At 44.5% G+C, this 13,406-nt stretch carries 12 protein-coding genes; 11 read left to right on the top strand and 1 reads right to left on the bottom strand.

Translation table 11 applies throughout. The features are described 5' to 3' along the window. Positions 1-285: 285 nt before the first annotated feature. From NCCP2331_RS17360 to rlmH, 11 genes are all read left to right on the top strand, one after another. Positions 286-1,224 carry a YybS family protein gene (locus NCCP2331_RS17360; protein WP_251671996.1) on the top strand — a complete coding sequence of 313 codons (939 nt, stop codon included), beginning with the start codon at positions 286-288 and terminating at the stop codon, positions 1,222-1,224. 11 nt (positions 1,225-1,235) lie between these two features. Beyond that, positions 1,236-3,212 carry a DHH family phosphoesterase gene (locus tag NCCP2331_RS17355; RefSeq protein ID WP_251671995.1) on the top strand — a complete coding sequence of 659 codons (1,977 nt, stop codon included), beginning with the start codon at positions 1,236-1,238 and terminating at the stop codon, positions 3,210-3,212. Then, positions 3,209-3,655, top strand: a complete 447-nt coding sequence (rplI, locus tag NCCP2331_RS17350) for a 50S ribosomal protein L9 (protein ID WP_153721541.1) — start codon at positions 3,209-3,211, stop codon at positions 3,653-3,655. Before NCCP2331_RS17355 ends, rplI begins: the two co-directional genes overlap by 4 nt. 24 nt (positions 3,656-3,679) lie before the next feature. Beyond that, on the top strand, positions 3,680-5,026 hold the full coding sequence (dnaB, locus tag NCCP2331_RS17345; RefSeq protein ID WP_153721720.1) for a replicative DNA helicase: 1,347 nt from the start codon (positions 3,680-3,682) through the stop codon (positions 5,024-5,026). Between the two features lie 217 nt (positions 5,027-5,243). Continuing rightward, positions 5,244-5,954 carry a response regulator YycF gene (gene yycF / locus NCCP2331_RS17340; RefSeq protein WP_153721542.1) on the top strand — a complete coding sequence of 237 codons (711 nt, stop codon included), beginning with the start codon at positions 5,244-5,246 and terminating at the stop codon, positions 5,952-5,954. 6 nt (positions 5,955-5,960) lie between these two features. Further along, complete coding sequence (walK, locus tag NCCP2331_RS17335; protein WP_153721543.1) at positions 5,961-7,784, top strand: cell wall metabolism sensor histidine kinase WalK; 1,824 nt, start codon at positions 5,961-5,963, stop codon at positions 7,782-7,784. Continuing rightward, complete coding sequence (locus NCCP2331_RS17330) at positions 7,775-9,109, top strand: YycH family regulatory protein (RefSeq protein WP_251671994.1); 1,335 nt, start codon at positions 7,775-7,777, stop codon at positions 9,107-9,109. Before walK ends, NCCP2331_RS17330 begins: the two co-directional genes overlap by 10 nt. Next, the gene (locus NCCP2331_RS17325) at positions 9,096-9,911 is read left to right on the top strand and encodes a two-component system regulatory protein YycI (RefSeq protein ID WP_153721545.1); all 816 of its coding nucleotides are present in this window, start codon (positions 9,096-9,098) and stop codon (positions 9,909-9,911) included. Before NCCP2331_RS17330 ends, NCCP2331_RS17325 begins: the two co-directional genes overlap by 14 nt. Before the next feature lie 11 nt (positions 9,912-9,922). Next, positions 9,923-10,711 (top strand): MBL fold metallo-hydrolase, encoded by a 789-nt coding sequence (locus tag NCCP2331_RS17320; RefSeq protein ID WP_153721546.1) that lies wholly within the window; start codon positions 9,923-9,925, stop codon positions 10,709-10,711. 111 nt (positions 10,712-10,822) lie between these two features. Then, complete coding sequence (locus NCCP2331_RS17315) at positions 10,823-12,052, top strand: S1C family serine protease (RefSeq protein ID WP_251671993.1); 1,230 nt, start codon at positions 10,823-10,825, stop codon at positions 12,050-12,052. Between the two features lie 401 nt (positions 12,053-12,453). Continuing rightward, a complete protein-coding gene (gene rlmH, locus NCCP2331_RS17310; RefSeq protein ID WP_251671992.1) occupies positions 12,454-12,933 on the top strand; it encodes a 23S rRNA (pseudouridine(1915)-N(3))-methyltransferase RlmH in 480 nt (159 codons plus the stop codon). Positions 12,934-13,026: 93 nt separating this feature from the next. On the opposite strand, the gene NCCP2331_RS17305 is transcribed toward rlmH, so the two are convergent. Beyond that, the coding region (locus NCCP2331_RS17305) for a hypothetical protein (RefSeq protein ID WP_251671991.1) at positions 13,027-13,406 on the bottom strand (380 nt) is incomplete at its 5' end.

The raw sequence follows: 13,406 nt of genomic DNA, 5'->3' as shown, positions 1-13,406 counted from the left end.
CACGCGTCCACACCAATCATAGTCTCAGTTCTCTCCGTCAGACAGCTTGTCTGTGAAATGACAGCAGCAGACAGCACATTCTCAGCAGTTTAGGAAAGTAGATGATTATTTGCCATTTAATTGGAATAATATGCTGTCTCTACTTTTGTTTTCAGACCGAATCGTGATACAATTAGAAAGATGATATTAAAATTATTAGAGTGGTCAGAAACACTTCTTCTATCCGGAAGTATTTTTTGATTTTCCTGACGGCAGAAGCTGTAAATGAATTGAGGCGTGAACTTTATGCATGATCAAGCAAGAAAAATAACGCATGGTGCCATGATGATTGCACTGTTCGCTATATTACTGGCACTTACGCTGTATGTGCCGATTTTTATTATTGTGACAGTACCGATGCTTCCTTTACCTGTCACTCTGTACCGTTTGCGCTATGACCGGACTTCAACATTTGCAGTGATGGCGGCTATTGTTCTCATCAGCCTGATTATCGGCGGACCACTGTCTGTTCCGACAGCTATTGTAATGGCTTTGATCGGCTTAATTATTGGCGACACCATCCGCACAGGCAAATCAAAGCTCTACATATTCATGGCGACAGGATTGACGCTGCTGATTTCGCTCACGGTACTTTATCTCGGGACGGTCTGGTTAGTTAAAGTGAATCCCGTTGAACAGTTTATGGCAAGCTTTGAAACTGTGCAGCAGGAAGTGTTAAAGACCCTGTCAGATATGGGCAGTTCAACAAGAGATGTAGAAAAGATGGTAGCTGAATCAATTGCTTATTATCAAACGGTCGTTCCATCGCTGTTTATTTTAGCTGTTTTTATCATGGGCTATCTGTTTGTCGTGCCAATTATGGCAATTGCTGCCCGATTACACTTTGAAGTGCCGAAGTTTGCTCCATTTACGAACATGCGTCTTCCATTTGCAACAGTTGCGGTTTATATGGTGCTGCTATTGGTTTCTATTCTCACTCAGGCAGAGCAGGGAACTACATTCTATCTCATGGAAGCAAATGCCATTCTCATCTTTAGATTCTTATTCTTCATGCAAGGTTTGGCGCTGATCTATTTTGCACTGCAAACGATGAAGATTTCAGGAATTGTCAAAGTACCGGCCACACTGCTTGCGATGTTCCTCAGTCCGTTCACTGTCATGCTCGGTGTGATCGATATCGCTATCAATGTACGTGCTTGGATAGCGAAAGACAAGAGAGGGTAGGAGATGAAATATTGAATTTATTTTATAAAAAACGGGCGGTTCGAATTCCGTTGGCACTTCTCTCTCTTCTTGGGGGAGTAAGTGCCGTGCTGCTGATGCTGTTCCAATTTTGGGTAGGGCTATTTTTTGCAGTCGGTTATGCCCTTGCTTTGGGAATGGCCTGGAAATTGGAAAATGACAGCTATCAAGAAACTGAAAAGTATATTGAAACGCTGTCCTATCGAATGAAAAGGGTCGGAGAAGAAGCATTATTGGAACTGCCTATCGGTATTATCCTGCTCAATGACAAACATCAAGTCGAATGGGTGAATCCATTCATTTCCTCTATCTTTCCGGGTGAATCGTGGATCGGCACGGATCTGTACGATATGAATGAAGATTTCCGGCAAGTAACGAAAGAGGATAATGACCAGGACATCATCATTCTCAATGGACGTTCTTACAAGGTGTACTACAAGCCGGAAGAAAAACTACTCTATCTATTCGACGTTACAGAACGTGTGAAGATCCAGTCACTTTATTATGCTGACCGGACGACCATTGGAATTTTGCTGGTCGATAACTACGATGAACTGTCACAGACGATGGATGACCAGACCAGAAGTCAGATGAACTCCCTGATTACGTCCCTCGTCAATGAATGGGCAGATGAATATGGTATTTTCGTAAAACGTATTTCATCCGAGCGTTTCTTGGCAGTCTTCAATGAAGAAACGCTAGAGCAACTGGAGAAAACTAAGTTTGCGCTGCTGGATACGATACGTGAGAATACAGCTAAACACACGGCACCGCTAACCTTGAGTATCGGGGTAGGGACAGGCACAACGTCTCTCACAGAGCTCGGTGAACTGGCTCAGTCCAGTCTGGATTTGGTTCTTGGACGGGGAGGAGACCAGGTGGCCATTAAACACCACGACGGCAAGCTGAAGTTTTTCGGCGGAAAGACCAATCCTGTTGAAAAACGAACGAGGGTGAGAGCACGAGTGATCTCACATGCGCTGCGCGACTTGATCCAAGGCAGTGACCGGGTGTTTGTCATGGGCCACAAAATGCCCGATATGGACGCGATCGGCGCCTCGATCGGTGTACGCAAGATGGCGCGTATGAACGGAGTAGAAGGTTATGTGGTTGTAAACTTCAATGAGCTGGATGCCAGTGTCAACCGTCTGATGGATGAGGTTCAAAAAGACGAAGAGCTGTACAATCATATGCTTATGCCGGATGAAGCGCTGGAATTGATGACAGACCGTTCATTAGTCGTCATCGCCGACACACATAAACCGAGTATGGTCATCGACGAACGAGTGCTGGACAAGGCCCAGAAGGTCGTTCTCATTGACCACCACCGCCGGGGAGAAGAGTTTATTAATAATACGGTGCTCGTTTATATGGAGCCGTATGCATCTTCTACAGCAGAATTGGTCACGGAGCTGCTGGAATATCAGCCGAAGAATGAAAAACTGACAATGCTTGAATCGACAGCGATGCTTGCAGGGATTGTGGTCGATACGAAAAGCTTCACGCTGAGAACCGGTGCGCGGACATTCGAAGCAGCTTCTTATCTGCGGACAAATGGAGCGGACACCGTAATGGTTCAAAGACTGCTGAAGGAAGATATTGAGACGTACATTGAACGCTCTAAATTAATTGAAACCGTAGAATTTGCAGGAGATGGAGAAATTGCGATCGCGAAGGGCAATTCCGGAGTGATTCATAGCTCCGTACTCATTGCACAGACTGCAGATATTCTTCTGACAATGCAGGGCATTTCCGCATCGTTCGTTGTCGCACAGCGCAATGATGGAAAAGTCGGCATCAGTGCGCGGTCACTTGGTGAGTTGAATGTACAAGTTATTATGGAAGACTTGGGCGGCGGAGGCCATCTGACAAATGCGGCGTGTCAATTACAAGCATCGTCAGTGGAGGAAGCGGTCGATATGTTGAGAAATACATTAAATCAATACGTGGAGAGGGGAAATGAAGGATGAAAGTGATTTTCTTGCAGGACGTTAAAGGAAAAGGTAAAAAAGGCGAAGTGAAAGAAGTATCAACAGGCTACGCGCAGAACTTTTTATTGAAAAACAATATGGCGATTGAAGCTACAGCAGCGAGTATGAGCCAGCTGGAAGGTCAGAAAAATCGCCAGAAAAAAGATGCAGCGGCTGAATTGGCTGAAGCGAAAGAACTGAAAGAAACGATTGAGAAGCTGACAGTGGAACTGAAAGCAAAGTCTGGTGAAGGCGGCCGCCTCTTTGGCTCCATCACATCCAAACAAATTGGACAGGCGCTGGAAAAGCAGCACAAGATTAAAGTGGACCGCCGTAAAATGGAATTGCCTGACGCAATCCGTGCACTTGGTTTCACGAATGTACCGATTAAATTGCACCCTGATGTAACTGCAACGTTAAAAGTACAGGTTACAGAAGAATGATAAGGAGATAATAGCTTGGACCAGATGATCGAGCGCACACCTCCCCATAACAATGAAGCTGAACAGTCGGTCATCGGGGCTATATTTTTAGAACCGCAGGCACTGATTACCGCATCGGAAATTTTACTGCCGGAAGACTTTTACCGGATTGCCCATAAAAAGATATTTGAAACGATGCTGGTGCTAAGCGATAAAGGACAGCCGATTGACCTGGTGACCATCACCGAAGAATTAAAGGTGAAAAATGAGCTTGAGGATGTCGGAGGAATCTCCTATTTAGCCGAGCTCGCGAATGCAGTTCCGACGGCTGCGAATATTGTTCATTATGCAAATATCGTAGAAGAGAAGTCTTTACTGCGCCGTCTAATCCGTGTGGCAACCGGCATTGTCGAAGACGGCTATACACGGGAAGACGAAGTCGAAGCGCTGCTCGGTGAAGCCGAAAAAAAGATGATGGAAGTATCCAACCGGAAAAACGCAGGAGACTTCCGTCATATCAAGGACGTTTTAGTAGAAACATATGACAACATCGAATTGCTGCATACCCGTAAAGGTGAGGTTACAGGAATACCGACGGGTTTCCGTGATCTTGATAAGATTACAGCGGGTTTCCAGCGCAATGATTTGATTATCGTGGCGGCGCGTCCGTCTGTCGGTAAGACGGCATTCGCTTTGAATGTCGCACAGAACGTTGCGACGAAGACTGATGAAAATGTTGCGATCTTCAGTCTCGAGATGGGAGCAGAACAGCTCGTCATGCGTATGCTATGTGCAGAAGGCAACATCGATGCGCAGGTGCTGCGTACCGGAAATCTGGAAGCGGATGACTGGCGTAAACTGACGATGGCGATGGGCTCACTGTCTAACGCAGGAATCTTCATTGACGACAGTCCAGGTATTCGAATCAATGAAATCCGTTCGAAATGCCGCCGGCTGCAGCAGGAGCACGGGCTCGGCATGATCATGATTGACTATTTGCAGCTCATTATGGGAAGCGGGCGCGGCAGTGATAACCGCCAGCAGGAAGTTTCCGAGATCTCCCGTTCATTGAAGGCACTGGCCCGTGAATTGAAAATACCTGTCATTGCACTTTCACAGCTTTCACGGGGTGTGGAGCAGCGGCAGGATAAGCGGCCGATGATGTCCGACTTGCGGGAATCGGGAAGTATTGAGCAGGACGCCGATATTGTATCGTTTCTATACCGGGAAGACTATTACGATAAAGAAACCGAAATGCAGAACATGATTGAAATCATCATCGCGAAGCAGCGTAATGGTCCCACCGGCACGGTCACTTTGGCATTTGCGAAGGAATATAATAAGTTCTTAAATATTGATTGGAGCCAGCATGAAGGCCCACCGTCATTTTAAACGGCAACACTTCCTTTTCTACGTTCATAGAAAAGGAAGTGTTGTTTTTTGACATGAATCGGGAAAATATTCCTCGGGAAATAACACCAAGTGGAAACTACTTGAAAAAAGTGCGAAGTGGCGGTAATCGTGATAGAGTTAAAGGATATGAAAAGAACTTTTTTGATTGCTAGCTGTCTATAATACGACTGCCTATATGGCGGGAAAGGAACAAATCATGCAAAACAAAACCATATTTATAGTAGATGATGAAAAGCCCATCGCAGACATAATAGAATTCAACTTAAAAAAGGAGGGTTTCACAGTATTTTGCGCATATGACGGAGAAGACGCCATCAATCGCGTAGAAGAAATCCAGCCGGACCTCATGCTGCTCGATATCATGCTGCCGAAACGCGACGGAATGGAAGTATGCCGCGAAGTGCGGAAGAAGTATGACTTTCCCATCATTATGCTGACGGCTAAGGATTCCGAGATTGATAAGGTGCTCGGCCTTGAACTTGGAGCAGATGATTACGTAACAAAACCGTTCGGAACGCGTGAATTGATTGCACGTGTGAAAGCAAACCTGCGCCGTCATGCAAGAACCCTCGAAGAAGATAAAGAGGAAGCAACAAATGATATTACAGTCGGCCAGCTCATTATACAGCCGGATGCTTACTTCGTACAGAAGCGCGGTGAAACGATTGAGCTGACACATCGTGAATTCGAATTACTCTTTTACTTGGCCAAACACATCGGACAAGTTATGACACGTGAGCATTTGCTGCAGACTGTTTGGGGCTATGATTACTTTGGAGACGTACGGACGGTTGATGTAACAATTCGCCGTTTGCGTGAAAAAATTGAAGACACGCCGAGCCATCCGAGCTGGATCGTGACAAGACGGGGCGTAGGGTATTATCTGCGCGATCCGGAACAGGAGTAAACCGCTATGCAGAAAGTCGGTTTTTTTCGGTCAATTCATGTCAAGTTCGTATTGATTTATGTACTGCTAATTCTTGTTTCCATGCAGATTATCGGGCTGTACTTTGCTCGTGAGCTGGACCAGAGGCTGAAAGAGAATTTTATGAACTCGATTGTAGACCGGATGAATCTCGTGGAGTTCAGTGTACGGGAAGAAATTACGAAAAAGCGTATGGACAGTGATCCGACACCTGAACAAAGCCTGAAAAACGTTCTGGCCGAGTTTACTTCGGATGACATCATTGAGATCCGGGCAATCAATAATAAATACCGTATTTTAGCCACCTCTTCATATGAAAATCAAACCCGGGTCGGTCAGCATTCTACCGATGAAAGCGTAAAAAAATCCATCACTTCTGAACAAATACAAGATGTCATTAGAATCGATCGGCAATCACGTAATCACGTACTGTCATTGGCCAAACCAATATTTGACGGAGATGAAGTGATCGGATCGCTTTATGTAGACGCGAATATCGAAACCGTTTTCAGGCAGATTGAACAGATTAATGGAATATTGGCGAAAGGCGCTGCTGTTTCGCTGACTATTACCATTATCGTAGGAATTTTCATTGCCCGGACCTTTACACGGCCGATTTCGGATATGCGGAGGCAGGCACAGGCGATGGCGAGCGGAAACTTTATGCGGAAAGTAAAAGTCTACGGAACAGATGAAATGGGTCAGCTGGCGATTGCGTTCAACCATCTGACCAATCAGCTGCAGGAGTCGCAGTCCACGACGGAAAGTGAAAGGCGAAAGCTGGCCTCCGTTCTCGAAAATATGACAGACGGCGTCATCTCAACGGATCGCAGGGGACGGGTCAGTCTGATCAATGACTCAGCTCTGCAGATGCTTGATATGACGACCGATCTTGTGATTAACCGCCCAATCGCCAGTATTCTGGGCATTGAATCAGAGTATACATTTGAAGAATTGATTCAGGTTAAAGAATCGATTCCGCTGGATTTCAGTACGGAAGAACAATCCTATATCCTGCGTGCGACCATTTCCGTTACACAGCGGGAAACCGGCTTCGTCAACGGCCTGATTGTTGTGCTGCATGATAATACCGAGCAGGAAAAGATTGATATGGAACGGCGTGAATTCGTCTCGAACGTATCGCACGAATTACGAACCCCGCTGACGACCATGCGCAGTTATTTGGATGCACTCGCCGAAGGTGCCTGGAGAAACGAAGAAATTGCGCCGAATTTCCTGAGTGTGACACAAAACGAAACCGAGCGGATGATCCGTCTGGTAAACGACTTGCTGAAACTTTCGAGAATGGACAGCAAAGAGTATGAGCTCAACAAAGAGTATGTAGAGTTCAATCGCTTCTTCAATGCAGTCATCGAAAGATTTGAATTTTCAAAATCGCAAAATGTCCGCTTTGCACGCAATCTGTACTCAAGCAGCCTGTTCGTTGAAATCGATACCGATAAGCTGACACAGGTGCTTGATAATATTATTTCTAATGCATTGAAATACTCACCTGACGGCGGCGAAGTGCGCTTTGGCGTAACTGTTTCAGGCGATTATATTAAAGTAATGATTTCTGACGATGGCATGGGAATTCCAAAATCCAACGTCAACCGTATTTTTGATCGTTTTTACCGGGCAGACAGAGCCCGTTCCCGCGCACTTGGCGGAACAGGTCTTGGACTTGCGATTGCAAAAGAAATGATTACGGCACATAAAGGAGATATTTGGGCTCAGAGTGAGGAAGGGAAAGGAACAACGATTTTCTTCACGCTTCCATTTGAACAACAAGAGGACGGTGAATGGGATTGAAATATATAGAGACAATCAAATCCATCGTATTGCTGTTGCTTGTCATTCTGAGTGTCATGTTCACGTTTACCATCTGGACTTTCTCGCCAAATTACGAACAGATGGAACAATCCCAAACGGTTGATATTTCTATTGCAGAAAAAAAGACCATCGATCAGATCATAAAGCCGTATAAAGTGATTACGAATTTAAAAGATCAGGTTCTGGGATCTGTGGAAACTAGTAAAATCGAGACGATTCTTTCCGAAATGAGTACATGGCATGTAACGGATTTGCAGCTCGTCAGCACGGATTTGACCAAGTTTGACGTGGCAAAGGTACTGCGGCAGCCAAGCCAGATGTCTCTGTACTTTTCGGGGGAAGTACCGATGCTGGTCTATGATAATGTGCTGCTGATGGATGATGCCAATATTCCAGAAGCCACTTTCAATCGTCTGGTCATTGACTGGAGTCAGTCCACACAAATGCCGTTGGTTCATTTTCTGAGTGAAGCGGGAGGCGTACATTACCAGGCGCAGGTCAATTTGCAGAGCCGATCAAATTTCCTGCGCAATGTGTTGGATGTCGGCCAGTCGTTTGATGAATACGCGGAAATTGACCGCGGCAATGCGCCGTTCCTGGCTGTCCCGAAAAATCCTGTGATGACGACACGCAATACGTATTTGCAGCAGGAAATCGATCCGCTTGTATTTCGGGACGCGCTCTTCAGTGATCCGAAAGCAGTTCGCCGCAATCAAGTCGACTCTATACATTATGAGTATGGCGACAACCATGCCCTCATGAATCTTAATACGAAGACGAAACTGTTGACGTTTTCTAATATGCCTGCAACAGAAAGTCAGGAGCCTGCGATCCCTTCTGAACTGCTGCTGAATACTATTGATTTCGTCAATGAGCATGGCGGCTGGACGGATGATTTCCGTTATGATTATATGAATCCTCTTTCACGCCGTGTGAAATTTCAGCTGTATGCGGATGGACTGCCTGTCTACAGCGACCAGTCAGAGACTAATGAAATCACGCAGAAGTGGGGAGAGTCGGGAGTCTACCAATACATCAGACCTTATTTTACACTGTTGGATTTCAAAGATGAAAAAGTGGAGGAAGAGCTCCTGCCAGGTGTTGAAGTGGCAGAAGAACTGAGAGAATCCGAGGAACTGGATTTTGATTTGATTGAAGAAATCTCTGTTGGCTATTATATGATCCGCGATGAAGACCAGGGACTGATTACTCTGCAGCCTTGCTGGTATTACCTCATCAAAGACAACTGGTTCCGCTTTATGCCGGAAGAAACCCAGGGAGGTGGCCAGATTGGATTGGAATAGAACCAAAACAATCTTTATCATCGTCTTTTCCATTTTGAATATATTCTTATATTCTATGTATGTGAATCGGCAGGTCGGCGTAGATAATATGCAGGTCATTGGCAAAACATCTGTGGAAGAAACGATGAAGCTGGAGAATATTTCATATAACCCGATTCCGTTCGCCAAAAAAGAAGTATCCTATTTATCGGCTCATATTTCTACCTTCTCGGATGAAGATTTAAAGTCTTTAACGAATCAGTCATTTGTGTTGATTGAAAAATCTCGGCTGCTGTCTCATCTGAAAAATCCCGTAAAGGTGAAAAATGAAAAAGGCGATTATGACTTTGAAGAATTTTTGACAAATTATGTGCTTGAAGGTGATAACTATGTTTTATGGGATATTGACGAAGATGAACAGCGTGCGGTCTTTTTCCAGCGGGTAAAAAATGAAACTATTTTCTATAGCCCGAACGCCATGCTGGTTGTTCATTGGGAAGACGATGACGGAGAAATTACACATTATGAACAGCGCATGCTCGACGACTTTGTCAGCTTTAACCATAAGAAAGAATTGCTATCGCAAGATGATGCCGTCGGTTCGCTTGTCACGAGAGGTTTTTTAAAACCGGACTCGACAGTCATTCAAGTAAAGTCAGGCTATTCCACTTTAGTTCAGCTGACGGAAACTCAAGTATTTGCACCGACGTGGAACATTCAGGTAAAATTGAAGGATGGGACGATTGAAAACTACTTTATCAATGCAATCGAAGGTAAAGTAATTGAGTTCCAGCCTGATCTTCTAGAAGAACAAACAGAATAGGAGTTTTCCACATGCGTTTTAGCATTTTGGCGAGCGGCAGTACAGGCAACTCGCTCTATATAGAGACAGATGAGCATGCATTTCTTGTGGATGCCGGGATGAGCGGTAAGAAAGTAGAAGGCCTGCTCAGCTCGATCAACCGTTCTATGAAACAAATTGACGGCATCTTCGTTACACATGAACATAGTGATCATATAAAAGGAATCGGTGTACTTGCACGAAAATACAAGACGCCGATTTATGCCAATGCAAAGACTTGGCAGGCAATGGACGGTCTGGTGGGAGAGATTCCACTAGACCAGCGTTTTCATTTTGATATGGAGACCGTCAAGACATTTGGTTCACTCGACATTCAGTCCTTTGCGGTATCTCATGACGCTGCTGACCCGATGTTCTTTACTTTCAATGAAGGTGAACGCAAATTAGCGGTCATTACGGATACTGGCTATGTCAGCGACCGGATGAAAGGCCATATTAAGGGCGCAGACAGTTTTGTATTTGAAAGCAATCATGACGTCAGCATGCTGCAGATGGGGCGTTATCCCTGGTCCATCAAACGACGGATTTTAAGTGATGTCGGCCACGTGTCAAATGAAGATGCAGCCGTTGCGATGAGCGAAGTGGTTGTGCAAAAAGATACGCATATTTACTTAGCGCATCTGAGCTTGGATAATAATATGAAGGATCTTGCAAGGATGAGTGTAGCACAGACATTGGAAGACTGTGGCATCCGTGCGGGTGAATATGTGCATCTGCGCGATACAGATGCAACTGTTTCAACAGAGCTTGTGCCGGTCTGAAAAAATTGCGAAAGCCTTGCTGAAAATAGTAAGGCTTTTTGCGTTGAATTACCTGGTTTGGGGTAAAGTAAGAATACATTATGTAAAATTTCGGATGAGGAGGATGCGCAGATGGATGAAGAAAGACGCGAGACAGAGTGGCAGCCGATTCCGCCTCAGGAGACTCGACGTGAACCAAAGCGAAGAAGCAGCTTTTGGCCGGGATTGCTTGGCGGTTTAATTGGCGGTCTGATCGTATGGCTCGTTGTGATGTTTGCAACTGACCAATCGGCGCCAGTCTCAAATCAAAGCACGGCGGATAAAAATCCAGGAACTTTGAATACACAGCATAACCAAATTCCAATGGACATCTCTACAGAAATTACAGGTGTAGTGGATGAGGTAGCGACTGCGGTTGTCGGAATTACAAATATCCAGACAGTACAGGATTTCTGGTCAGCAAATTCTTCTGTACAGGAAGCCGGCACAGGGTCAGGCGTGCTGTATAAAAAAGAGGGCGATAAGGCGTATATTGTCACCAACCATCACGTCGTAGAGAACTCTGAGCAGCTGGAAGTCAGTTTTGATGACGGAACTAAAACAGAAGGCAAGCTGATCGGCAGTGATTTATGGACAGACTTGGCGGTTGTCGAAATTGACTCTAAGCATGTAGATGCGATTGTGGAGTTCGGTGATTCAGATGCACTGAAACGCGGCGAGTCAGTTATCGCAATTGGAAATCCGCTTGGACTTGGGTTTGCAGGCTCTGTCACGGTAGGAGTCATTTCAGGAAAAGACCGCTCGATTCCAATGGATTTGAATAAAGATGGGATTATTGATTGGCAGGCAGATGTCTTGCAGACAGACGCGGCAATCAATCCGGGCAACTCAGGCGGTGCCTTGATCAATATGGCGGGCCAGCTGGTCGGAATCAACTCAATGAAGATTTCGCAGGAGACGGTAGAAGGGATTGGCCTTGCTATTCCCATCAATATTGCATTGCCGATCATTGAACATTTAGAGGAAACGGGACAAGTGAACCGGCCGACAATGGGCGTATCATTACTTGATCTGCAGCAAATCCCGATTCAGCAGCAGCAACAGACACTTGAACTGCCGAAAGATGTTACGGAAGGTGTAGTGGTAACGGAAATCATGCCAAATTCGCCGGCAAAAGCAGCAGGCATAGAAAAGTATGATACAATTGTTCAGCTGGACGATGAGAAAGTGACAGATATGGTTACACTGCGCAAGTATTTATATAACAAAAAAGAAATTGGCGACAAATTGAAAGTAAAGGTCTATAGAGGTGGAAAGCCAGTGGAGTTAGAGATGGTCTTGAAAGACGGTAACACATTCTGATGATATCCACACAGTGAACAACTTTCCTTCCACATCAGGCATACAGCGAAAACCCGCTGCAATGCCTGATTTTTTGTGCAGTTATCCTATTGTGGATAAAGTCTAAATAATGTGTATAATATTGTGTGAAAGAAAATTTCTTTGTAAGGACAGATATATTAGTAAGTGTAAGGTGAAAAGCCTTGGCACCCTTGCGTTTGGGACTTCTAAAATGTAATAGGGAAAATCAGAGTTTTCGTTGTAAATTGTAAATCATAAAAAGTTATCCACAAATTATGATTTGAGTAATCAGAGAATTTGATATGTAGTAGAGGAAAAATAGCTGGACACAATATGTAGAAAGTCTTGTGGATATGTGTATAAGTATTGTGCATAACTTTTGAAGGGCGAGTGGATAAACTGTGAATATAACGATTGTGACCGTGGGTAAGTTAAAAGAGAAGTATTTGAAGCAAGGAATTGAAGAATATACAAAACGGCTGAACAGCTATGCGAAAATGCAATTGATCGAAGTGGCGGACGAGAAAGCACCCGAAACATTAAGCGATGCCGATATGGAAATCGTCAAAAAGAAAGAAGCGGAACGGATCCTGGCAAAGATTGCGTCAGATGCACATGTCATTGCATTGGCAATCGACGGCAAGATGAAAACATCAGAGGAATTTGCGGCGAGTATTGAATCTTTGATGACGTATGGAAAGAGTAAGATTGTCTTTGTTATTGGCGGATCACTGGGCTTGCATTCAAGTGTGCTGCAGCGGGCAGATGAAAAGCTGTCGTTTTCCAAGATGACGTTTCCGCATCAGTTGATGAAGCTGGTGCTGGTGGAGCAGGTGTATCGGGGTTTTCGGATTATTAAGGGGGAGCCGTATCATAAGTAAGTGAGGTTTTGGCGATATGTCAAGTAAACTATAACAAAGAAAATAAAGAGGTTGCCGAAAGTCGATTTTTATGACTTATTTGGCAACCTCTTTTTATAGTTTTATTACAGGTGAACCATCTTCGAATATACTGATATCCCCATCTTCAGAAACTTTTATACTTAATCCAAATACAGAGGCATTTGCTGCTGCAAGTGTGCGAGATCCCGCTTCAGCTACATCGGGTGTATCATCTGAATTCTTTATCATTTCTCCAAATGATAAAATATTAAATCCCTTATCCAATAATATAGCACCATCTATAGAGGCAATTAGTTCAAATAGATAGGAATCACAGCTGTAGATATTTATAGGTTTACCAATATTAGTTTGAATGACTTTTGTAAATTCATTTAGATTTAATTTCTTTTTGACTAACATTTCTTTATATATGGTTTTTTTCTGTTTTTTACTTTGTTGTAGGATTACAATTA

It is taken from the genome of Sporosarcina sp. NCCP-2331 (assembly GCF_023707945.1).
Lineage (GTDB): Bacteria > Bacillota > Bacilli > Bacillales_A > Planococcaceae > Sporosarcina > Sporosarcina cascadiensis.
The sequence above is the reverse complement of the archived record's forward strand: the minus strand, read 5'-3'. Positions and strand labels throughout refer to the sequence as shown.

Coding starts and splice junctions, on each gene's coding strand:
- NCCP2331_RS17360 (WP_251671996.1), top strand. CDS start 286: ATGCATGATCAAGCAAGAAAAATAACGCATGGTGCCATGATGATTGCA.
- rplI (WP_153721541.1), top strand. CDS start 3,209: ATGAAAGTGATTTTCTTGCAGGACGTTAAAGGAAAAGGTAAAAAAGGC.
- dnaB (WP_153721720.1), top strand. CDS start 3,680: ATGATCGAGCGCACACCTCCCCATAACAATGAAGCTGAACAGTCGGTC.
- yycF (WP_153721542.1), top strand. CDS start 5,244: ATGCAAAACAAAACCATATTTATAGTAGATGATGAAAAGCCCATCGCA.
- walK (WP_153721543.1), top strand. CDS start 5,961: ATGCAGAAAGTCGGTTTTTTTCGGTCAATTCATGTCAAGTTCGTATTG.
- NCCP2331_RS17330 (WP_251671994.1), top strand. CDS start 7,775: ATGGGATTGAAATATATAGAGACAATCAAATCCATCGTATTGCTGTTG.
- NCCP2331_RS17320 (WP_153721546.1), top strand. CDS start 9,923: ATGCGTTTTAGCATTTTGGCGAGCGGCAGTACAGGCAACTCGCTCTAT.
- NCCP2331_RS17315 (WP_251671993.1), top strand. CDS start 10,823: ATGGATGAAGAAAGACGCGAGACAGAGTGGCAGCCGATTCCGCCTCAG.